18 protein-coding genes are annotated in these 25,043 nt (G+C 72.6%); 13 read left to right on the top strand and 5 right to left on the bottom strand.

Annotation, left to right across the window (positions count from 1 at the left end):
* Positions 1-790: 790 nt before the first annotated feature.
* From ABT336_RS16235 to ABT336_RS16185, 11 genes are all read left to right on the top strand, one after another.
* Entirely contained in the window at positions 791-3,661 is a 2,871-nt protein-coding gene (locus ABT336_RS16235; protein WP_350897411.1) for an ATP-binding protein, read from the top strand.
* 74 nt (positions 3,662-3,735) lie between these two features.
* Positions 3,736-3,972, top strand: a complete 237-nt coding sequence (locus tag ABT336_RS16230) for a DUF5988 family protein (RefSeq protein ID WP_350897410.1) — start codon at positions 3,736-3,738, stop codon at positions 3,970-3,972.
* A 146-nt stretch (positions 3,973-4,118) separates the two neighbouring features.
* Positions 4,119-5,681 (top strand): acyltransferase domain-containing protein, encoded by a 1,563-nt coding sequence (locus ABT336_RS16225; RefSeq protein WP_350897409.1) that lies wholly within the window; start codon positions 4,119-4,121, stop codon positions 5,679-5,681.
* Positions 5,678-11,740 carry an SDR family oxidoreductase gene (locus ABT336_RS16220; protein WP_350897408.1) on the top strand — a complete coding sequence of 2,021 codons (6,063 nt, stop codon included), beginning with the start codon at positions 5,678-5,680 and terminating at the stop codon, positions 11,738-11,740. The genes ABT336_RS16225 and ABT336_RS16220 overlap by 4 nt, the downstream gene beginning before the upstream one ends.
* A gap of 17 nt (positions 11,741-11,757) precedes the next feature.
* Positions 11,758-12,789, top strand: coding sequence for a 3-oxoacyl-[acyl-carrier-protein] synthase III C-terminal domain-containing protein (locus ABT336_RS16215; RefSeq protein ID WP_350897407.1), 1,032 nt, complete (start codon positions 11,758-11,760; stop codon positions 12,787-12,789).
* 35 nt (positions 12,790-12,824) lie between these two features.
* Positions 12,825-14,270, top strand: a complete 1,446-nt coding sequence (locus tag ABT336_RS16210) for a cytochrome P450 (RefSeq protein ID WP_350897406.1) — start codon at positions 12,825-12,827, stop codon at positions 14,268-14,270.
* A 10-nt stretch (positions 14,271-14,280) separates the two neighbouring features.
* Entirely contained in the window at positions 14,281-15,546 is a 1,266-nt protein-coding gene (locus tag ABT336_RS16205; protein WP_350897405.1) for a Rieske 2Fe-2S domain-containing protein, read from the top strand.
* 58 nt (positions 15,547-15,604) lie between these two features.
* Positions 15,605-16,498, top strand: a complete 894-nt coding sequence (locus ABT336_RS16200; RefSeq protein WP_350897404.1) for a 3-hydroxyacyl-CoA dehydrogenase family protein — start codon at positions 15,605-15,607, stop codon at positions 16,496-16,498.
* Positions 16,495-16,794, top strand: a complete 300-nt coding sequence (locus tag ABT336_RS16195) for an acyl carrier protein (RefSeq protein ID WP_350897403.1) — start codon at positions 16,495-16,497, stop codon at positions 16,792-16,794. Before ABT336_RS16200 ends, ABT336_RS16195 begins: the two co-directional genes overlap by 4 nt.
* The gene (locus tag ABT336_RS16190; protein ID WP_350897402.1) at positions 16,787-17,890 is read left to right on the top strand and encodes an acyl-CoA dehydrogenase family protein; all 1,104 of its coding nucleotides are present in this window, start codon (positions 16,787-16,789) and stop codon (positions 17,888-17,890) included. Before ABT336_RS16195 ends, ABT336_RS16190 begins: the two co-directional genes overlap by 8 nt.
* Positions 17,891-17,976: 86 nt before the next feature.
* The gene (locus ABT336_RS16185) at positions 17,977-19,143 is read left to right on the top strand and encodes an HAD-IIIC family phosphatase (protein WP_350897401.1); all 1,167 of its coding nucleotides are present in this window, start codon (positions 17,977-17,979) and stop codon (positions 19,141-19,143) included.
* 42 nt (positions 19,144-19,185) lie between these two features.
* Here the strand turns inward: ABT336_RS16185 and ABT336_RS16180 are convergent, their stop codons facing one another.
* From ABT336_RS16180 to ABT336_RS16160, 5 genes are all read right to left on the bottom strand, one after another.
* Positions 19,186-19,854, bottom strand: a complete 669-nt coding sequence (locus ABT336_RS16180) for an O-methyltransferase (protein ID WP_350897400.1) — start codon at positions 19,852-19,854, stop codon at positions 19,186-19,188.
* A gap of 393 nt (positions 19,855-20,247) precedes the next feature.
* Positions 20,248-20,943: a class I SAM-dependent methyltransferase gene (locus tag ABT336_RS16175; RefSeq protein ID WP_350897399.1), complete on the bottom strand. Its 696-nt coding sequence runs from the start codon at positions 20,941-20,943 to the stop codon at positions 20,248-20,250.
* The gene (locus ABT336_RS16170) at positions 20,940-21,725 is read right to left on the bottom strand and encodes an ABC transporter ATP-binding protein (protein ID WP_350897398.1); all 786 of its coding nucleotides are present in this window, start codon (positions 21,723-21,725) and stop codon (positions 20,940-20,942) included. Before ABT336_RS16170 ends, ABT336_RS16175 begins: the two co-directional genes overlap by 4 nt.
* A complete protein-coding gene (locus ABT336_RS16165) occupies positions 21,722-22,714 on the bottom strand; it encodes an ABC transporter substrate-binding protein (RefSeq protein WP_350897397.1) in 993 nt (330 codons plus the stop codon). The genes ABT336_RS16170 and ABT336_RS16165 overlap by 4 nt, the downstream gene beginning before the upstream one ends.
* A 25-nt stretch (positions 22,715-22,739) precedes the next feature.
* Positions 22,740-23,822, bottom strand: a complete 1,083-nt coding sequence (locus ABT336_RS16160) for a FecCD family ABC transporter permease (protein ID WP_350897396.1) — start codon at positions 23,820-23,822, stop codon at positions 22,740-22,742.
* A gap of 194 nt (positions 23,823-24,016) precedes the next feature.
* On the opposite strand from ABT336_RS16160, the gene ABT336_RS16155 reads away from it, so the two are divergent.
* Complete coding sequence (locus ABT336_RS16155; protein WP_350897395.1) at positions 24,017-24,631, top strand: superoxide dismutase; 615 nt, start codon at positions 24,017-24,019, stop codon at positions 24,629-24,631.
* A 5-nt stretch (positions 24,632-24,636) separates the two neighbouring features.
* On the top strand, positions 24,637-24,897 hold the full coding sequence (locus ABT336_RS16150) for a superoxide dismutase (RefSeq protein WP_350897394.1): 261 nt from the start codon (positions 24,637-24,639) through the stop codon (positions 24,895-24,897).
* The last annotated feature ends 146 nt before the right edge of the window (positions 24,898-25,043 follow it).

The raw sequence follows: 25,043 nt of genomic DNA, 5'->3' as shown, positions 1-25,043 counted from the left end.
GCGGCACCGGTGATTCACCCAGGGCTACCGGGGTCGATGGTTGGCGTTGTAATATCGGACTCCGCGTTCCGGTATCAGGTGGATATGCGAAGTGGTGGTTGATGAGTTCATGTGGTATTGACCGTCCTGCCGGACGGCGATTGTGTCGTCGGTGGGGCTCCGTTGGTGACGGCGTCGACGATGTCGGGCCTCCCTCTTGTGTTCCGGTCGGCGGTTTACTCCGAGGGCCGAGAGGTTGGTCGACAATTGAGGCCCGGTCGGCAGTTGCTCGAATGATTTGATCCTTCGACCGGGTGCGGGGCCACGGGTCTTCTCGGGGCTGTCTCGTGGTTGGTCGGGCGGTCTCGGTGTGCCGAAACTCCTGCTCGCTGCGGTTTTCTCAGTCCTTCCCGGTGCTGCCGCCACCGGCGCGGTGGTGACTTTCGGTGGCGGCGGTGGAGCTGATTCCTCGGTAAGAATTAACCCGGGCGACACATCTATTTACCGTCCCGGAATAATTGTTCCGCTCAAGAGAGAAGGGTCACGCGGCGGAGGTGGCGGCTCTCCCTTGATTTTTCGGCAGACACCGATGAGGATAAATGACAGTGGCGTGACGATGTGCTGTGAGAGTGGTGTCCGGGTGATCCGGCGGAGGCGAATACAGTCGCCTGTCGGCGTGTTTTCGGGTCGACGGTGACGGCCCGCATAGAGCAGTTTCTCCCACCGGGGTGGATCGAGGAAAGTCGGGCCGCCTCGGGTGGGATTCTCGTCGCGGCAGATGGTGCCTGGCGGCGATCTATCTTCGATGGGAATGCCCAGGATAGGCCCGGAGTCCGGGTCCGAGGTGTGGGTCGGACGACAGCGTGAGCTGAGCGTCGTGCAGACAGCGGTGAGCCGACTGGCCCAGGGAGCCGGCTCGGTGCTCAGGCTGGTCGGTGAGCCGGGGATCGGCAAGTCCGCACTGTTGACCGTCGCCACACAGGAGGCGACAGACAGCGGCTACCAGGTCTTCGGGGTCGTCGCCGACCAACTCTCCCAACAGTCGTCGCTGAGCGTCCTGCTCACCTGCCTCGGCGTCCGGCAGGGGGCCGACGATCCGTGGCGGGCGGAGATCGCCCAGACCCTGCACGGCCAGCCACCGCTGTTCCCCGCCACCGGGTCGACCCTGGCCGCCGTGGCGGAGATGCTGGTCTGCCTCGTCGAGGAGTTGTGTGCGACGGCACCCACCGTCCTGATCGTCGACGACGCGCACTGGATGGACGAGCCGTCGACGGTGGTCTGGCGCCGGCTGGCAGCGAACGCCGAACACCTCCCACTCCTGCTGGTCACCGCGCACAACCAGGACCCCTCCCGACCGACCCGTCCACCGGCGGGCGGCGGACGCCGCCACGAACACGTCCTGCGGCTCGCACCGCTCGACGAGTCGGAGGTGTCGGCCCTGCTGACCCGGCTGCTCGGCGCACCCCCCGGCGCGACCCTCACCCGGTGGTCCGGCGCGGCCGTGGGCAACCCGCTCTACCTGCGTGAACTGGCCGACGTCCTGCTGCGGGAGGACCTGATCCAGGTGGTGGCGGGGCAGGCGGACCTGCGCGACGGCGGGGTCGACCGGGTGCCACCGGCCCTGACCGACGCGTTGACCAGCCGGCTGGGTCTGGTGCCGGACGCCGGGGACGCGCTACGGACCGCCGCGCTGCTCGGCACCGAGTTCACAGTCACCGACCTCGGTGTCGTCCTGGGCCGCCCGGTACGGGCGCTCGCCGACGAGTTGCAGAGCGCCGTCGCGGCCCGGATCCTCACCGGCTCGGGCGAGCGCATGACCTTCTGCCACCCGCTGATCCGGCAGGCCCTCCACGACACCATCCCGCTGTCACTGCGCCGAGCGCTCCACCTCGACCTGGCCCGGGAGTTGGCGGCCGCCGCCACCGACCCGCTGACTGTGGCGCAACAACTGCTGTCCGCCGGTGGGGTGGAGAACCGGTGGGTACCCGACTGGCTACAGACGTCGGTCTCGTCGTTGGCCGCCGTCGATCCGGCACTCGCCGTCTGCCTGCTGGAGATGCAGCTCGGGCAGCTGCCGACCGAGGACCCCCGCCGGGCCCCGCTGGCCGTCGCGTTGGCCCGGTCCCTGCACGTGCTGGGCCGCTGGGAGGAGGCGGTCGAACGGGCCCGCGAGGCCGTCGGGGTGGCGACCGGGCCGGACGAGTACTGCGAGATGCACTGGCTGCTGATCCGCGCACTCAACCAGAGCGGCAAGACCGACGAGGCCGAACTGATCCTGCGGCAGGTCCTCGCCCGGCGGGAGATGCCCGAGCTGTGGCGCGGACGCCTGTTGGCCACCCTCGCGTTGATCCGACGGACCGGCGTCGGCGGACCCGCCGAGGCGGAGGCCCTGGCCGGTGACGCACTCGTCGCAGGCGAACGGTCGGCCGACGCCTACGCGATCGCGTACGCCTCGATCGTGCTCTCCCTCACCCACTCGGACCGTGGCGACCACCCGGCCGCCCTCCGCTGCGCCGAACAGGCCATCGCCGCACTCGTCGGGTACTCCGACCATCCGGACCTGGAGATGTTCGCGCTGCACTGTCGGATGGTGAGCCTGCAGAACCTGGCCCGGTGGTCTGAGGCCGAGACGGTGATGCGGCAGTCGAGGAAGACCCGCCGCCGCGCCCGGTACGTCGCCGCCGCGGCCACCGGTGCCACCGAGGCGGTGCTGCTCTACTGGTGGGGCCGGTGGGACGAGGCGTTGACGGCACTGACCCCCGTCGCCGACGACCCGTCCAGCCCCTCCTACGCCGGTCTGCACCAGGGCGGGCCGGCGCTGCTCTGGCGGGGCGTCGCCGCCCTGATCGCCGTACGGCGTGACGAACGGGCCCTCGCCGAGGAGCATCTGCAGGCCGGCACCGACCGGGCCGCCGACGCGTACGACCTCGACTTCCTCCTCGCCGCCCGAGCCCTGTACGCAGAACAGCAGGGTGAACCGGAGCAGGGGGTGGCCATCCTCGCCGAGATGCTGCACCGGGACGACTCTGGGTCGACGCCCACCCACCACTGGCTGGCGGACCTGATCCGGGCGGCGCTGGCCTGTGGCGACCTGTCGACAGTGGCTGCCGCGCTCGACCGGGCCCGCGCCCAGGACGAGGCCGAGAGGGGGCCCGGACGGGCTGCCACCCTGCTGGCGCGCTGCGTCGGCCTGGCCACCGACGACCCCGAGCCGCTGCGGACGGCCGTGCAGCACTACCGGTCGGCGGGACCTCGGACCGAGTTGGCGGCGACCCTTGAGGACCTCGCCGTGGTCCTCGCCGGCCACGGGGCGGACACCGAGTGTCGGGTGGCCGCCCGGGAGGCCGTCGGGCTCTACACCCGGATCAACGCGCCGTGGGACATCCGCCGCACCGAGGCCCGCCTGCGGAGTCGGGGCGTGCGACGAGGGGTCAGCGGTCCCCGTGAGCCTCGCCCGGTCTCCGGCTGGGCGGCGCTGACCGCCACCGAGCGGCGGATCGCCGTGCTGGTCGCCGAGGGCCGTTCGACACCGGAGATCGCGGCCGCGATGTTCCTGACCCGACGCACGGTGCAGACGCACGTCTCCCGCGCCCTGCACAAGCTCGGGCTGCGCAGCCGCAACCAGATCGCCGGTGAGGTGCTGCGCACCACCGGACGGCAAACGGGTTCCGGTGACCGATGACTCGACGCTCCGGTGTGGAATCTCTGCGTCAGATGACGCATGTCTTGTCCGGTGACCCCGGACAGGCTGTCCGCATGACTGTGCCAGCCCACCCGGACGACACCGCAGCCGCACCCGTAGCCATCCAGGTCGAACTCGAAGGCGGCCCGGCGAGCCTCCCGCCCGAGCTTCGACGCCAGCGGATCTCACCCGACGCGCCCAAGGTGAAGATTCCGTTCAACGGTGGCTACGAGCACTTCGAGCGCACCGACGACGAGAACCGCGAGCCCGTGGTCTTCCGCTGGTCCTACCGTTCCCGGATCGCCGAGTAGGCAGCCGGAGACGCCCCGGTCCCTGACGTCGACCGGTGGCGACAGACCGTACGTCGTCGATTGTCCTTGCGCCGTCACGGCGCGTCAGAGCCCGGCTGGTCGCGGCGGCACACCGGCCACCGGGACGGAAGATGAGGGTGACGCACATGGTGAATTCTGTCTTCGTCATGCCCGGTACGGTGGCTGCCCCCCGTGGGGGAGTCCTGCGCGACCTGCACGGCCGCTACGAGTCGGTACGCGAGGCGCTGACCCGGATCGACAAGGCGGCCCGGGAACTGGGGCTGCCCGACATCAGCACCCGGCTGATCGAGCAGGACGACACCGGTGAGCGGCCGTACAGCCCCGAGGTGCAGTACCTGGAGATCTTCGCGGTCAGCATCTCGACGTACCACCTGCTGATCGCCGAGGGGGTCGAACCCGTCGCGATAGTGGGACAGAGCATCGGGGAGTTGTGGGCCCTTGCCGCCGCCGGACACGTGTCGGTGGCGGACGCCGCGCGCCTGGCGGTGGCCCGGTCCCAGGCGCTGACCCGGCAGAACTGGGCCGGCCGGATGCTGGCGGTCGGGGTGGACGGCCGTCGGGCCGAGTCGCTCGCCGGGCTGATCGGCCATCCCCACCTGGTGCTGGCCTGCGAGAACACGCCCCGGCAGAGCGTCCTGAGCGGCCCGACGCCGCAGATCGACGAGGCCGAGCGGGTGGCCGAGGCGCTCGGCTGGCCCAGCGTCCGGCTCGACGTCCCGCATCCCACCCACACCCCGGCGGTTGCGCAGGCAGCCCGGGACCTGCTGGCGACCGCCCCACGGGTGCCCTACGGTGCCGGACGGTGGCGGGTGTCCTCCCCGTGGCTGGGCCGGGACGTCGGCGACGACGACCCGGTGGAGTTGGTGGCCGGTGCGCTCACCGCCCGGGTCCGGATGCTGCACACGGTACGGGCCCTGCACGCCGCCGGTGCCGACGCGTTCGTGGAGTGCGGGGAGTGGCCCGTCGTCACCCGGTTCGTCGAGGCCTCGATCCCCGGTGTGCAGTCCGTCGTGCCGCTGAGCGAACACGACCCGGTCGCGGCGGTCCGGGCGCTCGCCGGCGGGGCCCCCGGCACGGTGCCGCCCCGGATCCGCCCGCCCGCGGCACCGCCCGCCGCCGACCGTCCAGCCATCCGGGTGGACCCCCCGGCCTCCGCCCTGGTCCCCCCGGCACCCGCACCCGCCCCGACGCCCCCGGCTCCGGTCGTCCCGCCCGCCGCCGTGGCCCCGGCCGTCCCGCCGGCCGTCACGCCCGCTGTCGTCCCGCCTGCCGTCGTGGCCCCGGTCGTTGCGCCCACCGTCGTGCCGCCGGTCGTCACCCCCGCTGCCGTGCCCGCCGCCGTGGCACCACCGACTCCGGCCGCCCCGGAGACGTCCGCACCCCCGGTCGTGGCGACCCCGTCGGCCGCGCCGACGGACACGGCCGGCGAGTACGCGGTGGTGCTGGCCGAGATCCGCGCCATGTACGGCGACTACCTGGGCTACCCGCCCGAGTTGCTCGGTGCCGACGACGGCCTGGAGTCCGACCTCGGGGTGGAGTCGCTCAAGCAGGTCGCCCTGCTCGGCCGGGTGGCCGACCGGTTCGGCCTGCCCGACCTGCGGGCCAACACCTCCCTGCTGACCGTCGGCACTCTCGGGCGGATCGCGCAGGCCGTCGTCGACGCCCGGACGGAGGCGGCCGCACGATGACCGCCACGGAGAGCCTGCACGGGCGGGTAGCGCTGGTGACCGGGGCCGCCAAGAGCCTCGGGGCGGACATCGTCCGTCGACTGGCCGGCTGCGGTGCCCACGTGATCGTCAACTACTTCCACTCCGTCGACCAGGCCGAACGGTTGCGGGCGGAGCTGACGGAGGCCGGCCACAGCTGCGAGTTCATCAGGGCCTCGGTGGCCAAGCGCAGCGAGATCGACCGGATGTTCGACCTGGTACGGGAACGACACGGTGGCCTCGACTTCCTGATCAACAACGCTGCCGGCGGGGCGTTCCTGCCCCTGTTCGACGTCGACGACACGTACTGGCAGCGGGCCTGGTCCACGAACGTGATGGGGGCCTACCACTGCTCCCGCCGGGCGGCCGAGCTGATGACGGGCCGTCCCGGGGCGGGCATCCTCTGCCTGTCCAGCGTCGGCGCACACCAGCCGGTCCCCGGGTACGGCCCCGGTGGCGTCACCAAGGCCGCCCTGGAGTCGATGGTCCGGTACCTGGCGCTGGAACTGGCCGACCAGGACATCCGGGTCAACACCGTCCTGTTGGGTTCCGTCGCCAGCGAGATCGTCGTCAACCTCGACGATCCGGCGGCGGCGCTCGGCGACCCGGCCGAGACCAGCGACCTGATGCGACGCACCATCACGACCCCCGAGGCGGCCCGGCTGATCGTCCACTTCCTCCATCCGGACGCCGGGTTCATCACCGGGCAGACAGTCGTCGCCGACGGCGGGATCAGCATCGGTGGGATGCAGGGCCTGCGACTGCACAGCAAGCTCGCCGCCCACGTCGGTGTCCCCGCCCGACCCCGCCCGACCCCGGCCACCATGCCCGTGCCGACGTCCGCTGAGCCGGCGTCGCCCGCGCCGGTGTCCGCTGAGCCGGTGTCCGCCGTGCCGGTGTCGCCCGCGTCCACCTCTGCCGCGCCCGTGCCCCCTGCTGCGCCGGTGTCGGCCGCGCCCGTACCCGTACCCGTGCCCTCTGCCGCGCTCGCCACCCCGGCACCGACAGTGACCCCGGTGCCGACGGCAGCCCCGGCACCGACCGCGACCCCGGTGTCGACGGCAGCCCCGGCACCGACCGTGACCCCGGTGCCGACGGCCACCCCGGATCCGACCGGCACCGTGGACGGACCGGGGTACGACGCCATCGCCGTGGTCGGCCTCGGAGTGGCCCTACCCGGTGCGAACAACCCGGCGGAACTGTACGACAGGCTGCGGGAGGGTGCGCTGCTCGCCAGCGAGCCGTCCGCCTTCGACCTGGAGCACTTCTGGTCGGCCAGCGCGGAGGCGACCGACAGCTTCTACGTCCGCGAGGCCGGCTACATGCAGAGCTTCGTCCCCGAACCGGCCTCGGTCGGCGAACCCGACGGGAACGTGGGGCACCCCGGGTGGCCTAGGACCACCCGTTGGTTGCGGCACTGCGCGGTCCAGGCCCTGGCCGGGGTCGGTCGACGTCCGACCGACAGGTGGCTCGCGGCGACCACCGGGATCCACGACCAGACCGGACTCGGTACGCAGGGTGTCGTCCTCGGCGACGAGTACCAGCGCCTCATCCGGGATGCCGTCAAGGCCAGCGGCGACGACGACTGGCTGGCCGAACTCGCCGACCACGCGATCAGTGCCCACTACGGAGGGGACGGCGGGGACCCGAAGGCGTACCTGCCCGCCGCCGTCTCCCGCAACGCGCTGCGGGGGCTGGTCCCCGACGACGCGCAGCACCTGACCCTCGACGCGGCCTGCGCCACCGGCCTGTTCTGCCTGGACGCCGCGGTGAAGGCGCTCCGTGAGGGCAGCTGTGACGTGGCACTGGTCGGCGGCACGTCGGTGATCGAACCGATCGGCTTCACGCTCTTCTGCCGGGCCCAGGGCATCACCACCAGTGGGCGGATCCGCCCGTTCGACCAGGCGGCCGACGGAACCCTGATCGGCGAGGGTGCCGTCATGCTCGCGCTGAAGCCGTACTCGCGGGCCGTGGCGGACGGCGACCGGGTGCACGGCGTCATCCTCGGCACCGGCCTGGCCGCCGACGGCCGGGGCAAGGGCATCCACGCCCCAGCCACCCGGGGGCAGGAGTTGGCGATCGGCCGGGCCTGGTCCGACGCCGGGGTCGACGCCGCCGACGTGGACTGGGTGGTGGCGCACGGCACCGGCACCCCGGTGGGTGACGAGGTGGAGCTGCGCTCCCTGCTGTCGCGGCTGGGCGAACGGGACCGGCCGTGCCTGCTGACGTCGAACAAGCAGGTCTTCGGGCACACCGGCGTCCTGGCCGGTCTGGTGTCTGTGGCGCACGCGCTGGTGGCCCTGGCCAACCGCACCGTCCCCGGCCACACAGTGGTCACCGACCCCCACCCGCTGTTGGGCGACGGCACCCGACTGACGGTGCCGGTCACTGACACGCCGTGGCCGGCCGACGAGGCCCGCCCCCGGGTGGTCGGAGTCTCGTCGTTCGGCCTCGGGGGAGCGGACGCCCACGTGGTCCTCTCCGACCGGGTACCTGTCGCCCCGCCCGTCAGCCGTCGGCCGGCACCCGATCCGGGGGCGGCCGACGAGGACCTGGTCGTGGTGGGCTGGAACACGCACCTGCCCGGCCTGGACCGTGACCGGGTGCCCGCCTGGCTCGCCGGTGACGGCCCCTCCCCGCACCTGGACTTCGGCACCCCGTACCCGTTGCCGTCCCCCCTCGACGTGCGGATCCCGCCACGGACGATGCGGCACATGGACCCGGCCCACCTGATGATGCTCCAGGCGCTGGGTCCGCTCCTGCGTGACCTCGGGGAGCCCGGCACCACCCTGCGCCCGACCACAGCGGTCCTGGTCGGGGCGACCCTGCCGACCACGCACAACGCCCGCGCCGCCCTGCGGGTGCACGCGGGGGAGTGTGCCGCGACGTTCGACCTGCTGCCCGACGCCGGACACGCCGAGACGCTCAGGGAGTATCTCGCCAAGGCGCTCGCGGACGCCGACGACGTGATCCCCCGCGAGCTGAACGAGGACGACTTCACCGGGGCCGTCTCCTGCATCCTGTCCGGTCGGGCCGCCAACTACTACGACTTCCGGGGCTTCGGGACCAGCGTCTACGCCCACCGCGACTCCACCCACTGCGCCCTCGACCTGGCCCTGCGCCAACTCCGCCACCGGGCCTGCGACCTGGCCCTGGTGGGGGCGGTCAGCCTCCGGCCGATCAGCGGCTGGGCCCGCCACCTCGACGGGCTCGTTCCGCCGGGCCGGTCCGTCGCCGAGGGCGCCGCCGTCGTGGCGATCGCCCGTCGGTCGACCGCCAGGGACTACGGCCTGCCCGTCCTGGGTGTGCTCGCCACCACCGTCGACGGCACCGGCGACCCGCACCCGGCCGCACCGGCACACACCCTGCCCGCGCTGGCCGACGCCGGTCGGACCTACCTGGCGCTGGACGCCCTGCTGGCGGTCCTGCGCGCCGTCGTCACCTCGGCGGACGTCGTCGTGACCCCCGCCGCCCCCGGTTCGCCGTCGATCCGGGTCACCGGCCCGGTCGAGGAGACCATCGGCCGACGACAGACCTTCCGCCTGCGTCCGATCACCACACCGCCACCGGAGGGGGAGGCCCCGGCGATCCCGGCGGGCAGCATCGTCGTCACCGACACCCCGGACCTCGCCGTCGCGGTCGCCGGCCCGGACGTCGCCGTCTGGTCACCGGCCCCGGGGCTGGCCGCCGCCACCCACGTGCCCCCCGAGGCGGCCGCCGACGCCCTCGCCGGATTGCCGTTCGTCCCGCGCCACGTCCGGATCCTGTCCCGACTGACACCCCCCGCCGACGACGCCGACGACACCGAGGCGGCCCGGCTGGAGGACCTCCAGGACCTGGCGTTCACCACCCTGCGGGCGGCGTTGCCCGCATTGCGGTCCGGCGGTACGCTCGCCGCGGTCCTGCTCGGGGCGCTGCCGGACGGGCTGGTCCACCCGCTCGGTGGACTCTTCACCGGGCTCGTCCGCTCGGTCCGGGCCGAGGTGCCCCAGTGCGGCGGGAACACCCTGCTCACCGATGCCCTGGACGCCCCGACCGCGCTGCGGCAGGCGGCACGGGCCGGGACCGTCGGCACGCCGACCCACACGGTGGCCTGTCGCGGCGATGCCTGGTCCGAACTTGCCGTCGCCGACGACGACGCCCAGCCGTACCGGGCGGGAGAGTCCGCGCTGCCGCCGGACGCGGTCGTGGTGGCCTTCGGTGGCGCACGTGGCATCACCCCCGAACTCCTCGACGCGCTCGCCCGCACCGGCGACCGGCCACACCTGTACGTCATCGGCCGCACCCCGTTGCCGGAGACCGACGACCCGCTGCCACCCCAGGCGGAGTTCATCGCCGACCGACGACGCCGACAGCCCGACGCGTCGGTGCGGGACCTCAAGGCCGCCTACGAGCAGGCCCAGGCCCGCCTGGAGGTGAGCCGGACCGTGCAACGGTTGACCCGGCTGTGCGGGCCGGACCGGGTCCACCATCGGGTGTGCGACGTCCTGGACGCCGACCGGACCGCCGCCGTGCTCGGCGAGATCCTCGACCGGCACGGGCAGATCGACCTGCTCGTCAACACCGTCCTCGACCTGCGTTCCCGGGCCCTGCACGCGAAGACCCTTGCCGACTTCCGAGCGGTACGGGCCACCAAGGCAGCCGGATACCGCAACCTCAGACGTGCCCTGGCCGGTCGACCGCCCCGGATCTGGTGCAACTTCAGCACCCTGGCCACGCTCGCCCCCGCCCCCGGCGACATCGACTACTGCGCCGTCAACGAGTACCTGGCGTACGCGAGTGCCTGGGCCGACCGACACGCCCCCGACGGGCACCGGGAACTCGCGATCCTGTGGAGCGGCTGGCGGGAGGTGGGCGTCGCCAGCAGCGCCGCGATGCAGGAGACCCTCAGACGCAACCGGATGGATGCCTACATCAGCACCGCTCAGGGCACCGCACAGTTCCTCTCGGCCGTGACCCGGCCCACCGCCGGCGCTGTGGTCTTCTTCATCCGGGAGGAGGAACGCGTCCTGCTCGGGCAGCGCGGGATCAGCACCGACGGCGGCGAAGTCCGACTTTCGTCGCCCGCCCCGGACGCGCCCCCGCCCGCCCCGCCGGACCCGGCCCTGACCTCGCCGCTGCTCGACGGGGTCCTGCTGCGGGGCGACCGCTGGGCCGTGTTCACCAAGACCTGGGAGCCGCACACCCTGGCCGAACAGGACGGCCGGTGGATGCGCCACCACCGGGTCAACGGGGAGTACGTGCTACCCGGCACGTTCGCGCTGGAGGCCGCCGCCGGTGCGGCCGGGCACCTCTGCCCCGGCCTCGTCGTCACCGGATTCCGTGACCTCGTCTGCCGGACGTCGGTGACGGTCCGGTCCGCCGGGCCACCCCGCACCATCACCGTGGAGGCCCGCCTCACCGACAGTGGGCCCGACCACGCCGAGGTGGCGGTGCGGATCACCACCCACCGCGTCGGGCGCAACGGCAAGGTCCTGCGCTTCAACGACCTGCTCTGCGAGACGACAGTGGTCCTGGCCGACAGCCACCCGTCACTCACCGCACCGACCGACAGGGTGCCGCATCAACCCGAACCGGACTTCACCATGCCTGTCTACTCCGCTGACCTGCCGATCACCCTGAGCGGACCGTTCGCCGGCACCGGTGACTACGCGCGGGGTCCGGACGGTACGAGCGCCACGTTCCGCCTCGACCACCAGGCGTGGGGACCGGCCCTGGCCGGGATGACAGTTCCGGCGATCCTGCTGGACGCGATGGTGCACCTGTTGCTCCTGCCGCCACGTGGAGACCACCCACCCCTGGTCGGCCCGATGGCCGGCATCGAGGTGGTGGACCTCGGTGGGGCGGGCAACGACTGCCAGCTCAGCGCCGCACATCCGACGATCCGGTTGCACTGCCGGTTCGCCGACGGGGCGCTGACCGCGTTGACCGGTGACGGCCGGGTCCTGGCCCGGATGACCGGGGTCAGCGCCCACGCCACCGACCACAGCGGGAGGTTGGTCCGGCCGTACGCCGACGCCCCCCGACCGGCCCTTCCCTGACAGCCGAGGAGACCACGGTGTTGTGGCACGACATCACGATCGCCGGAACCGGCGCCTGGATACCCCCGATCCGACCGGAGCACGACCCGTGGGAGACGTCATCCGGTCCGCAGTCCATGGCGGCGGCCAACGGCTTCACCTCGGCGGCGGTCTCCACGGGAGAGACAGCGACCCAGATGGCCGCCCGCGCGGCGCTGAAGGCACTGCGGCACGCCGACGTGGCCAGCGCCGATCTCAGCCTGCTGGTCCACGCCACCTTCCAGGACGAGGACCACTACACGCCCGCGCCCTACCTCCTGCGGGTCCTCGGTGCCACCCGTACCACAGGCATCGAGGTCGGTGCCGCCAGCGACGGCGGGGCCGCCGCGCTGGTGACCGCCGCCGAGCACCTGACCGCCCAGCCCACCGCCCCGGCCGCGCTGGTCACCGCCGGTGCCCGGTTCCCCGACCACCGGTGGGGTCACGTCCGGGAGATCGGGTACGTCGCCGGTGACGCCGGCGCCGCCGCGGTCCTCACCCGGGGCACCGGGTTCGCCCGCCTGCTGGCCACCGCCCAGGCCACCGAACCGCAGCTGGAGGTGCTGACCCGGGCCGGTGAACAGGATCCCGCAGGCGGATCCGGTCGGCGGTTCCTCGTCGAGCAGACCGGACTCCTGCCCCACATCGGGGCGCTGCAACGGTCCACCCGCCACTGCGTCGAGACCGTCCTCGGCGAGACCGGCCTGGAGCCGGCCGACATCTCGCACGTGGTGGCCATCGCCATCGGGTCGGCAGTGCTCGACCTGGTGCTCTCCGGCCCCCCGCTGCACCGTCGGGCGGCCGACACCAACTGGGCCTTCGGCCGTCACCTGGGCCACGCCGGACCCTGCGACGTCCTGCTCGCCCTGGACCGGATGTTCCGCACCGGTGCCCTCCGGGTCGGCGAACGGATCCTCGTCGTGAGCTTCGGTCTCGGCTTCCGCTGGACCACCGCCCTGATCGAGATCACCCGCCCGCCCGACGGCCCGAGCGCGGCAGCCCCGACGGGTCGACGGCACGGGCACCGGTAGCCGTCGGACCGACCAGACCGAAACGAGGTTGTCCCATGACAGACACGAGTACGGCGAGCACCGCGTCGATCCCCCTGGCACCGGGCGCGCTGCCGCTGCTGGGACACGCGCTGCCCCTGCTGCGGGACCCGCTGGCGTTCATCCTGTCCCTGGCCGGGCATCCGAGGATGGTCCGGGTCCGGTTGGGTCCGACCACGGCGGTGCTGATCTGTGACCCGACCCTGACCCGGCAGGTCTTCGTCAACGACCGCACCTTCGACAAGGGCGGCCCGATCTACGACCGCATCCGTGAGGTCATCGGCGACGGCCTGTCCACCTGCCCGTACCCGCTGCACCGGCGGCAGCGGCGGCTGTGCCAGCCGTCCTTCCACCCCCGCCGCCTGCACGGGTACGCGGCGGTGTTCGCCAGGGCGTCCGAGAGCACGGCCCGGACGTGGCAGGACGGTCAGGTCCTCGACGTCACCCGCGAGATGATGACGCTGACCACCCAGGCCACCATGGAGACGATGTTCAGCGGCTCGCTGCCGGCGCAGACCCTGCGCCGGGCCCTGGCCGACACCAACACGGTGGTGAGCGCCTTCTTCCGCCGGATGATGACCCCGGCCCTGCTGCGCCGCCTGCCGACGGCGAGCAAACGCCGGTACGACCAGGCCCGGGCCCGGCTCTCCGCCACCATCGCCGAGATCGTCGCCGCCCGTCGCGCCGATCCGGCCGACCACGCCGACCTGCTCTCCGCGCTCGTCGCGGCGGTGGACGTGGAGAGCAGCGACGCCGAGCAACGACTGAGCGACTCCGAACTGGCCGACCAGGCCCTCACCTTCTTCCTCGGTGGGATGGAGACCACCGCCATCACCCTGGCCTGGGCGTTGCACCTGTTGGCCACCCACCCGGACGTCCAGCAGCGCCTGCACGCCGAGACCGTCCGCGTTCTCGCGGGTGAGCCCTGCGGCCCCGACCACCTGCCCCGGCTCGACCTGGCCGCCCGGGTGGTCACCGAGACCCTCCGGCTGTATCCGCCCGCCTGGATGATGACCCGGACCGTCACCCAGGACGTCGACCTCGGCGGGGTACGGCTACGCAGGGGCCACACCCTCGTCCTCAGCCCGTACCTCATCCACCGTCGACCCGACCTCTACGCCGACCCGGAACGGTTCGACCCGGACCGGTGGGTGGGTGCCGCCCCCGAGCGCGCCGGGTACATCCCGTTCGGTGCCGGTGCCCGCAAGTGCATCGGGGACCAGTTCGCCCTCACCGAGGCGATCCTGGCCCTGACCGCGGTGGTGGCCCGCTGGGAGTTGTCTCCCGTCGGCGACCAGCCGTTCCGGCCCAAGGTGGAGACCAGCCTGAGTTCGCGCGGACTGCACCTGCGGGTGACGCGCCGCCGGACGGAGACGACCGGGGCCGCCGCGCCGTCGGCCGCCGCGCCGCAACCCGTACCGTCCCCCCGATCGGGCCCCGGCACCTGCCCGGTCACCCACTAGGAGAGATGCCGTGAAATCGCTCGTCAAGCAGCTTCTCCGCAGTCACGAGGTCCGTCGGCACACGGCCGCCCCGGCCGACCGGCTGCACCCACCCACGCGTCCGGATCCGAACGGATGGTTCTGCGTGGCCTTCTCCGACGAGGTGCGGCCCGGGACCATCACCACCCGGTCGATCATGGGCGGGGAGGTGGTCCTCTACCGGACCCCCGGCGGGTTGCTGCGGGCGGTCCGTCCGCAGTGTCCCCACCTGGGGGCGCACCTGGGCGTCGGGGGGACGCTCGTCGGGGAGGACATCGTCTGTCCCTTCCACCGGTTCGCCTTCGACCCCTCCGGGGCCTGCGTCCGGACCGGGTACGACCTGCCGCCGCCGAAGGCGTCCCTGACCCGGTATCCGGTGTGCGAGGCCAACGGGTCGATCTACGTGTGGCGGCACTCCCTCGGTCTCGCACCGCAGTGGGAGGTCCCGGTCTTCCCGATGGACGATCGGCAACCCTTCAGCCACGACACCTTCGACATCGCCGGTCACCCGCAGGACGTGATCGAGAACGCGTTCGACTGGGGGCACCTGCCGGCGTTGCACGGCCTACGGGACCTGGTCATCGAGGGCTCGCCGGTGATGGGGGAGCCGGTCAGCACGGTCACCGCGACCGCCCGGGGCACGGTGATGCGCCAGGTCCGACAGTCCTACACCCTGACGGTGATCGGGTTGGCCACCATCGCGGCCCGTACCCGGCTGCCCCGGGGTGCGGGTGACCTGTACGTCATGCTGCACGCGACCCCGACCGGACCGGGCCGTATCCAGCTGCGGTTCGGTACGAAGCTGGAGCTGACCGGGCTGCCCTTCCTGCCCGACCCTGTCGCCCGGGCGACGGCGTTGCCCGTCGCCCGGCTGCTCAGCGTCATCGCCCAGCGGGTGGCGTCCGTCGACACCGGCGCGGACCTGCTGATGTGGCATCACCAGGAGCACGTCGAAGCGCCGAAGCTCGCCCGGGGGGACGGGCCGATCGGCCGGTACCGGCAGTGGGCGCGCCAGTTCTACACCGAGCCCGCCGCCGACACCCCACAGTCACCGTCCGGCCCGTCCGCCCCCACCGGATCGGCCCCACCCGGGCACCCGGGCCCCGCCACCGACTCGGCGACGGGCAACGGCTCGGCGGTGGGCAACGGCTCGGTCTCGGCGGTGGGCAACGGCTCGGCGGTGGGCAACGGCTCGGGCTCGGCGGACGGCAACGGCTCGGCGGTCGGTGACCGGGAGGGCGACCGCTCGCAGGTCTGACCGTTGCCGCCGGGGCCGGGCTGCGCCTGCCCGGCCGCCCAACGAAGGGAGACTCCGAATGACAGGGGAGAACGCGACCCCCGGCGCCGAGCCGTGGTTGGCGGTGCTCGGCGCGGGGGTGATGGGTACCGGCATCGCCGCCCTGGCGGTCGGGCACGGCGTCGCCGTGTCGATGATCGACGTGGACCGCCGCCGACTGGCCGAGGCCCCGGCCCGGGTCGACAGGCAGGTACGCACGGCCCGCCTGATGGGGGCGCTGCCGGACTCCACCAGCCCCGGCGCACTCGACGCCGGCCTGTCCCTGGCCGAGGTGTCGACGGGGTACGCCGGGAACCTCGTGGCGGTCGTCGAGGCGGTCACCGAGGACCCCGACGCCAAGGCGAAGGTGCTGGCGGACGTCTCCGCCCTGGTGGATCCGGGCACCCCGATCGTGTCGAACACCTCCTCGATCCCGATCGACGAACTGGCCGGGGCGGTGGCGCGGCCGGAGGACCTGGTCGGCACCCACTTCATGAACCCGCCCTACCTGATCCGGACGGTCGAGGTCATCCGAGGTCGCCGTACCGGCGCGCAGACCCTGACGGCGGTACGGAGGCTGCTCGCCGTGCTCCGCCGGGAGCCGGTGGTGGTCGACGACGCACCGGGTTTCGTCACCAGTCGGATCCTCCACCCAATGATCAACACTGCGGCGCGGGTGGTGGCCGCCGGCACGGCGAGCGTCGAGTCCGTCGACCAGCTCATGCAGGGATGTCTCGGGCATCCGACCGGGCCGCTGCGCACCGCCGACCTGATCGGCCTGGACAACCTGGTCGACTCGCTGTGGGTGCTGCACGCCCGTACCGGCGACGAGAGCTGCCGTCCCTGCGACCTGCTGGTGGCGAAGGTGCGCTCCGGCCACCTCGGCCGCAAGAGCGGTCGGGGCTTCTACGACTACGAGGGAGACCTGACATGACTGTCCCGTCCGAGCAGGCGGTGTCGGGGACCACCGACGGTGGCGACGCCGTCCAGCCGGAACTCCTGCGTTTCCTGTCGGCGCGCACCGGGCGGTCCTGGACCACCGACACCGACCTGTTCGCCGCCGGCGGGCTGTCCTCCCTGTTCGCGATGGAGCTGGTGGTGCACCTGGAACAGACGTACGGCATCTCGGTGCGCGGCACCGACCTGCGGTTGGAGAACTTCCGTACCGTGCGGCGGATGGCGGCACTGGTCGACCGGCTCCGGCGGCCGACCGGTGACGACGGTGCCTGAGCCCGTCGTCGCCGCCGCGACCGTCGCCGACCTGGTCGGCGACCGGGCGGCCGACTGGGACAGGGCGGGCCGACTGCCCGAGGAGGTGGTCCGCAAGCTCGGCGCCGCCGGCCTGCTCGCCGCCCAGATCCCGACCGCCCACGGCGGACCCGGGTGGAGCAGCCTGGACAACGGTGTGTTCACCGCCCGGGTGGGCAGTCTGTGCAGCTCGCTGCGCAGCGTCATGACCTCGCAGGGAATGGCCGCCTGGACCGTCGAGCGGCTGGGCAGCCGGGCACAGGCGACGTCACTGCTTCCCCGCCTGGCCTCCACCGAGACGGCCGCCGTGGCCTTCAGCGAACCCCAGGCGGGCAGCGACCTGTCGGCCATCGCCACCACAGTCACCATCGAGGGGGACGCCCTCCTGCTCGACGGCCACAAGGTGTGGGTGACCGCCGCCGAACACGCCGACCTGTTCCTGGTCTTCGCCCGGTACGGCGAGGGAGGGGCAGTGGTGGTGGTGCCCCGGTCCGCACCGGGGGTCCGGCTACGGCGGCGCTCCGACCCGCTGGGATGTCGGGCGGCGGGGCACGCCGACGTCTGGTTCGACGGGGTGCGGTTGCCCACCGACAGCCTGTTGGGCGACGGCGGGCAGTCACTGTCCCTGCTGGTGACCACGGCCCTGACCTACGGCCGGATCTCGGTCGCCTGGGGCTGCGTCGGGATCCTGCAGGCCTGCCTGGCGGCGGCCGTCGACCACGCCGGCCGCCGCCACCAGTTCGGCAACCCCCTCGCCCAGCACCAGCTCGTCGCCAGGCACCTGGCCGACCTGTGGTCCGCCGAGCAGGTCGCCACCCGGGTCTGCGAGCACGCCAGCCGCTGCTGGGACGAGGGTTCCCCCGAGGTGGTCACCGCCACCGTCCTGGCCAAGTATGTCAGCGCCGGGCACGCCGTGCGGGCGGCGGCCGACGCGGTCCAGGTGTTGGCCTCGGCCGGCGCGCAGGACGGTCACCCGGTCGCCCGGGCGTACCGCGACGCCAAGGTCATGGAGATCATTGAGGGCAGTACCGAGATGTGCCAGCTGATGCTGGCCGATCGCGCCCTCCACCGGCGGTGACCCCGCCGGTCCGGCACCCTGCCGACCGACCGTCGGCCCACACCGCCGGTGGTCACCGAGGAACGTCAGTCAGCGAAGGAGCCGAAGTGGCCGACGCCGTTGCGGGTGTTCCGCCCACGATCGTCAAGTGTCTGGTCTGGGACCTCGACGACACCCTCTGGCAGGGCATCCTCCTGGAGGACGCCCGGGTCGTGCTCCCCGACCCGATCCGGGCGGTGATCACCGGCCTGGACGCCCGGGGCATCCTGCAGTCGGTGTGCAGCCGTAACGACCACGACCTCGCCTGGGCGCGGTTGACGGACCTCGGTGTCGCCGAGTACTTCGTGGTGCCGGAGATCGGGTGGGGACGGAAGTCCGACGCGGTACGCCGGATCGCGCAACGGTTGGCCTTCGCCCCCGACACCGTCGCCTTCATCGACGACCAGCCGGCCGAGCGGGCCGAGGTCGCCTTCCACCTTCCGCAGGTCCGCTGCTACGACGCCCGGGAGGCGGTGTCCCTGCTGGGTCGCCCCGAGTTCAGCCCGGCGTCGGTGACAGTCGACGCCCGTCGGCGTCGGCAGATGTACCAGGCCGGCCAGCGGCGGGCCGACGAGCAGTCCCGGTTCACCGGCCCGGCGGAGGACTTCCTCCGCTCGCTCGACCTGGTGATGCACATCCGGCGGGCCGACGACGCGGACCTGTCCCGGGTCGAGGAGTTGACGCTGCGGACCAGCCAGATGAACGCGACCGGGGTGCACTATCCGGACGAGGTGTTGCGGGCACTGCTCGTCGAACCCCGGTACGAGGTCCTGGTCACCACGCTGACCGACAGGTTCGGGCCGCACGGCGCTGTCGGGGTGGTGCTGCTGGAGAGGCATCCCGGGGTGTGGCACCTGAGGCTGCTCGCCACCTCGTGCCGGGTGGTGTCGTTCGGCGCGGGCACCGTCATCCTGACCTGGCTGGTCGACCAGGCCGCCCGAGCCGGTGTGCACCTGGCGGCGGACTTCCGCCCCACCGACCGCAACCGGATGATGGAGGTCGCCTACCGGTTCGCCGGTTTCGACGAGGAGCCCTGCGGCTGCCGCGAACTCCTCGCCCTCGACGCCGACGGTGGTGTGCAGCGGCTGCACCTGGTGGCGCGGGAGCAGCCCGCCCCGGTGACCGTCAGCCTGAGCGCACCCGACCTGACCGTTGCGCCGCCGGTCGACGCGGACCGACCGGCGACCCCCCGACCGGCAGGCGTCGCCGGTGGTGCCGGTGGGGGTGCCGGGTGACCGGCGGGCCAGCGCGGTCGGCGGGTCAATGGGGTCGGCGGGTCAGCGGGGGCGGCGGCGGGCCAGGGTGATGCCGTCGGCCATCGCGAGCAGACTGACGTCCACCCGATCGTCGTCGCGGATCATGACGTTGACCTGTCGGACCCCGGCGGTGTCGGGGTCCTCGGCTGTCGGGTCGATCACCCGCCCGAAGAACAGGGTGTTGTCCACCACCACCAGCCCCCCGGGCCGTACGAGCCGCAGAGCCAGTTCGTAGTACCGCGGATAATTCGTTTTGTCGGCGTCGACGAAAACGAGATCGAAACTGTCCTCCCCGCCCTCCGAGATCAATTCTTCGAGGGTTTCGGAGGCTGCGCCGATGCGTACCTCGATACGTTCCGAAACACCGGCGCGACGCCAGTAGTCCGCGCCGACCTCCGGCCAGCGTCCACTGATGTCACAGGTCACCAGCCGGCCGTGCGGGGGGAGGGACCGGGCCATGCACAGGGTGCTGTAGCCGGTGAAGGTGCCGACCTCCAGCACCTTCGTGGCCCCGATCAGTGCGACAAGGAGCGCGAGGAGTTGGCCCTCCTCGGCCATCACCTGCATGGCCTCCCCGCCGGGCAGTTCGCCGGTGTGCACCCGCAGTTCGCGCAGGATGTCGTCCTCCCGCAGCGAGAACTCCCTGACGTACGCCAGCAGTTCCGGACCGATCTCCACCTGATTCGCCACGTCGGCAATTCTAGTGAGGATTCGGTGCCGTATTCAAGGTGGTCAAAATATTGTCCGTACCGAATCTGTGTGAGGTGTTCGGCGGGGTCGGGCAGCGTCCTGTCGGTCACCTCCTGCCACGGGCGGGCGGAGACACCCCCGTCAGGGCGTCCGTCCGCGTCGGCGCAGCAGGACCAGGGCCGCGACCACGCCGAGCCCGCCGATGCCCCCGGCCACCAGGATCGGGACAGCGGAACTCCCACCGTCGTCGGGGCGGGGCGGGAGTCGGTCACGAGTGCGGGCTCGTGCTCGGCGCGGTCGACTCCACGGGAGCGGAAGTTCCAGCCGATGTTCACCGTCACGGGGCGGTGCCCGGCGTCGCGCACGACGCCGGGCGGGCCGGTGCGTACGCCCTCAGCGTCGACCGGAGATCAGGAACTGCATCTGGTGCTCGTGGCCGGGTGCGACACCGAACCGCTGGTCCAGTTCGTAGATCGACGTCAACGGGGTGACTGTGACGTCGGCGAGCCCCGCCTGCTCCAACACCTCGACGGTCTGGTCGATGGAGGTGGCGGCGGCCAGCGGAAGCTTGGCGCGTACCTCGGCGTCGTAGTGGTCGGTGAAGTTCTCCGAGGCGTTCTCCAGCCCCTCGGGGAACCAGGTGCTGTCGACCACCGCGACGGTGCCCCCCGGACGCAGCAGCCGCACCCAGTTCGCCACGGCGACGGCCGGCTCCCGCAGGGTCCACATCAGGTAACGGCTGGTCACCGCGTCGAAGCTGCCGGCCGGGAAGTCCGGGTCCACTGCGTCACCGCGCAGGACGACGGGCCCGTTCGCGACGGTGGCGGCGTGCTGGCGGGCCCGCTCCAGCATCCCCTCGGCCAGGTCGGTGGCGGTGACCCGGTGACCGAGTCCGGCGAGCACCATGGCGACCTGCCCGGTGCCGGTGCCGACGTCGAGGACGTCCGCCGGTGCCGTCGGCAGGGCCCGCGCCCAGATCGCCGCCCACGCCTCCCGGTCGGCGGCGAGCCGCTCGGGGCGCTGCTGGTAGTCGTCGTAACCCGGGGCGCGGCCGGTCCAGTAGGTGTTGATGCGGTCCTGCACTGTCATGCGAAGGCCCTCTCCTCGGTGCGTGTGTCGATGGGCTGGAACAGCAGGTGGATGGCGCCGTCGAGGTCCAGGCGGCGGATGCCGATGCCGTACACCGGCTCCAGGACCGCCGGGTCCAGCACCGTGTCGGTGGGGCCTGCGGCGGCGACCCCGCCCCGGCCCAGCAGCACGAGGTCGTCGCAGTACCGGGCGGCGAGGTTCAGGTCGTGCAGGACGACGACCGAGCAGGTGCCCAGGGTGCGGACCAGGTGCAGGATCTCGTGCTGGTAGCGGATGTCCAGGTGGTTGGTGGGCTCGTCGAGCAGCAGGTGGGTGGCCTCCTGGGCCAGGGCGCGGGCGATCAGCGTCCGCTGCCGTTCACCGCCGGAGAGCTGGCCGAAGGGTCGGTTGCCCAGGTGGGCGGCGCCGACCCGGGTCAGGCACCGGGCCGCGATCTCGTGGTCGACCCGCCCGGTGCGTTGGAATGTCGACAGGTGCGGCCCCCGCCCGAGCAGCACCAGTTCCGCCACGGTCAGGGCGGTCTCGCCGCCGGTCTCCTGGACGACCACCGCCAGTCGGCGGGCGGCCTCCCGCGCCGACAGCGCGGACAGTTCGTCGCCGTCGACCTCGACCCGTCCGGTGCCGCTGCGCAGGGCGCCGTAGAGCAACCGCAGCAGGGTGGTCTTGCCGCTGCCGTTCGGGCCGATCAGCCCGAGGACCCGCCCCGGTCGGGCGGTGACGCTGACCCCGTCGATCACCGGGTTCGCGCCGTACCGCCAGGAGACGTCGGTCGCCTCGATCACGACGTCGCCTCGAACCTGTCGACGATCCGCTCCAGCCCGTCGACGGACAGCGGCGAGGGCGGCTCGGTGAAGTTGAACAGCTGGGTCAGCACGGCACGGTCGCGTACGGCCTTGAGGTTCTGCGCGCCGGGCAGCCCGGTCAGCGCCTGCTCGACGGCGCGGGGGTCACCGTCGCCGTACAGCAGGATCAGCACGTCGGGGTTGCGGCCGAGCAGCTCCTCGACGGTGACCTCGAAGACCCGCTCCTCGACGTCGCCGAAGACGTTGCGCAGCCCCGCCGCCGCCAGCTGCGGATGGGCCATGCTCCCCGTCCCGTACGCGTACGTGGTGCCCCCGCCGACCGTCGGGTACAGCACCGCCGCCGTACGACCGGACCCGTCCCCGACCTTGCTCCGGATCGCTGTCATCCGTTCCCTGAGCGCCGTCACCGCAGTGGTGGCCTCCGCCTCGCGGCCGAACACCCGGCCGTAGGACTGCATCTGGGCGTAGACGTCGTCGAAGGTCGGCGTGGACGTGCTGTCGGGGCACATGGCCGGCTCCTCCAGCAGGGGGATGTTCACCGCCGAGAGGGTGTCCCGGGACAGGTTGTCCACCTCGCCGAGGACCAGGTCGGGCTGCTGGCTGATCACCACCTCCTGGGAGATCTGGAGGTGGCCGCTGGTGTCGGTCTTGTCGGTCAGCAGCGGGATCCGGTCCAGGGCGGTCTGGGTGGCCGCGTCGTAGTACTCCTTCGGGTACTGCCCGGCCCGGGCGGTGACCCGGTCCAGCACCCCGAGGGCCTGCAGGTAGGGCACGGCGGCGCTCTTGAGCAGGACGACCCGCTGCGGGGCGGCGTCGAAGGTGACCTCGGTGCCGCAGTTGGTGACCGTCAGGGGGTAGCCGTCACCGCCTGCTGACGGCTCACCGCCGCCACCACCGCCACCGCAGGCGGCGACGAGCAGCACGGTGGCCGAGGCGGCGGCGGTGGCGGCCAGGCGGAGACGGGACATGACTCTCCTCGACGGGATCGGGCGCTCAGGCGCCGGTGGCGTGCAGACGACGGATCAGGATCACCAGGAACGGCGCGCCGAGCAGGGAGGTGATGATGCCGATCGGGATCTCCTGCGGGGCCAGCAGGACCCGGGCGACCACGTCGGCCCAGACCAGCAGGATGGCCCCGAGCAGGGCGGCCACCGGCACCACCCGCACGTGCGGGGCCCCGACGATGCGCCGGGCCAGGTGGGGGACGACGAGGCCGACGAACCCGATGCTCCCGGCGGCGGAGACCAGGATCCCGACGGTGAGGGAGACCACGACGAGCAGGCGCATCCGGAACCGGTCGGGGGACACGCCGAGGGTCTGCGCCGTCTCGTCACCGATGGCCAGCACGTCGAGCCGCCGACCGGCGACGGTCAGCAGGAGGATCGTGCCGAGGACCACCACGGCGGCGATCGTGAGCAGGGCGTTCCACCGGGCCAGCCCGAGGGATCCGAGCAGCCAGAACATCACCGACCGGGCACCCTCGGCCGACCCCGAGGCGAAGATCAGGAAACTGGTGGTGGCGTAGAGGGCGTACCCGACGGCGACCCCGGCCAGCAGCAGCCGGATCGAGGTCACCCGACCGCCGGTACGCGCGATCAGGAAGACCAGCAGTGAGGCGGCGAGCGCGCCGAGGAAGGCGCTCGTCGGCAGGGCGTACTGGCCGAACCCGGCTCCGGCACCGAACAGGATCGCGGCGGCGGCCCCGCTGGAGGCCCCGGAGTTGATGCCGAGCAGGTACGGGTCGGCCAGCACGTTGCGGACCATCGCCTGCAGGGCCACCCCGCAGACCGCCAGTCCGGCGCCGACCAGCATGCCGAGCAGGACCCGGGGGAGCCGGACCTGCCAGACGATGGCCTCCTCCGACAGGGTCCAGGTCACCTCACCGGGCACCCCGACGAGGTGGTGGCCGATGATCCGGGTGACTGTGAGCGGGGCGATGCCGATGGCACCGGAGCCGACCGCCACCACCCCGGTCACCAGGAGCGCGGCGGTGAGCCCGATCAGCCAGGCACCCGTACGGCGTCGGCGGGTGGCGACGCCGAGCAGGTCCTCCTGCTCCTTCAGCAGGGTGGCCATCTGCGTACCCCCAGTGCGACACCGTCGTTCCTGCAAAGTCTTGGCAAAAGCTAACAGCATGATCAGAGGGGTGAAAGGGGCGGACCCGCTGTTCACTGTGAGGTCGCCCGCACGCCACCCCGCCACACCGTAGGCTTCCTGTTGCAAGATACTGGCAACAACGAAGTTTCGGCAGAACCCATCAAGGAGTGCTGATGACGGCGTACACCCTGCCCGACATGCCCTACGACTACGGCGCCCTGGAACCGGCCATGTCCGGCGAGATCCTGGAGCTGCACCACAGCAAGCACCACGCCGCGTACGTCAAGGGCAGCAACGACGCCCTCGACCAGCTCGCCGAGGCCCGGGAGAAGGGCGACTTCGGCAGGCTCGTGGGGCTGGAGAAGACCTTCGCCTTCAACCTGTCCGGGCACGTCCTGCACTCGATCTTCTGGAACAACCTCTCCCCGGACGGCGGCGACCGCCCCGACGGGGAACTGGCCGCCGCCATCGACGAGCACCTCGGCGGCTTCGAGGCCTTCGCCGGGCAGCTCTCCGCAGCCACCAAGAGCGTCCAGGGCTCCGGATGGGGCGTCCTGGCCTGGGAGCCGCTGGGGCAGCGGCTGATCGTCGAGCAGGTCTACGACCACCACGGCAACGTCGGAGAGGGCACCACCCCGCTGCTGGTCTTCGACGCCTGGGAACACGCCTACTACCTGCAGTACCGCAACGTCCGCCCGGACTACGTCGACAGGCTGTGGGACCTCGTCGACTGGGCCGACGTGACCGCCCGCTTCGACGCCGCCCGCGCCGGCGCACCCCGGATCTGACCGGCGTGCCGGCCCCCACCCCCGCCGTGGCGGAGCTGGTGCAACGCGCGGCCGGGGTGATCGCCGCCACCCACCGTGACGACCATGCCGGAGCCGAGGAACTCCTCGCCGCCTTCGACTCCGAACAGGCCAGGACCCTCGGCTTCCACCTCCTCGCCGACCTCCTCCTCGGCCTGCTCCGGGCCCAGAGCGGACAGACGATGGACGCCCTCGTCCGGGAGCTGACACTGCTCGTCGCCGACGCCGCCCAGGCGCCGCCGACCTGACCGTCCGACCCGCGTCGGGTCCCGCCCCCCGTCCGGGGGGGGGGCCCCCCCCCCCCCGGCCCCCCCCCCCCCGCCCCCCAGCGCCCGCCCCGGGGCGCCCCCCCCCCAGGGGGGGGGGGGTTGTTTTGGCCCCCCCCCCCACCCGT

Origin of the sequence: Micromonospora sp. NPDC000207 (assembly GCF_040300925.1) — a bacterium.
Taxonomy (GTDB): Bacteria; Actinomycetota; Actinomycetes; order Mycobacteriales; family Micromonosporaceae; genus Micromonospora.
This window is presented reverse-complemented; position numbering and strand designations above follow the sequence as displayed.

What these genes read in the sequence shown, in the direction of transcription:
- ABT336_RS16225 (WP_350897409.1), top strand. Translation starts at nt 4,119, where the DNA reads ATGGTGAATTCTGTCTTCGTCATGCCCGGTACGGTGGCTGCCCCCCGT.
- ABT336_RS16155 (WP_350897395.1), top strand. Translation starts at nt 24,017, where the DNA reads ATGACGGCGTACACCCTGCCCGACATGCCCTACGACTACGGCGCCCTG.
- ABT336_RS16165 (WP_350897397.1), bottom strand. Translation starts at nt 22,714, where the DNA reads ATGTCCCGTCTCCGCCTGGCCGCCACCGCCGCCGCCTCGGCCACCGTG.
- ABT336_RS16200 (WP_350897404.1), top strand. Translation starts at nt 15,605, where the DNA reads ATGACAGGGGAGAACGCGACCCCCGGCGCCGAGCCGTGGTTGGCGGTG.
- ABT336_RS16230 (WP_350897410.1), top strand. Translation starts at nt 3,736, where the DNA reads ATGACTGTGCCAGCCCACCCGGACGACACCGCAGCCGCACCCGTAGCC.
- ABT336_RS16210 (WP_350897406.1), top strand. Translation starts at nt 12,825, where the DNA reads ATGACAGACACGAGTACGGCGAGCACCGCGTCGATCCCCCTGGCACCG.
- ABT336_RS16235 (WP_350897411.1), top strand. Translation starts at nt 791, where the DNA reads ATGCCCAGGATAGGCCCGGAGTCCGGGTCCGAGGTGTGGGTCGGACGA.
- ABT336_RS16160 (WP_350897396.1), bottom strand. Translation starts at nt 23,822, where the DNA reads ATGGCCACCCTGCTGAAGGAGCAGGAGGACCTGCTCGGCGTCGCCACC.
- ABT336_RS16195 (WP_350897403.1), top strand. Translation starts at nt 16,495, where the DNA reads ATGACTGTCCCGTCCGAGCAGGCGGTGTCGGGGACCACCGACGGTGGC.
- ABT336_RS16175 (WP_350897399.1), bottom strand. Translation starts at nt 20,943, where the DNA reads ATGACAGTGCAGGACCGCATCAACACCTACTGGACCGGCCGCGCCCCG.
- ABT336_RS16220 (WP_350897408.1), top strand. Translation starts at nt 5,678, where the DNA reads ATGACCGCCACGGAGAGCCTGCACGGGCGGGTAGCGCTGGTGACCGGG.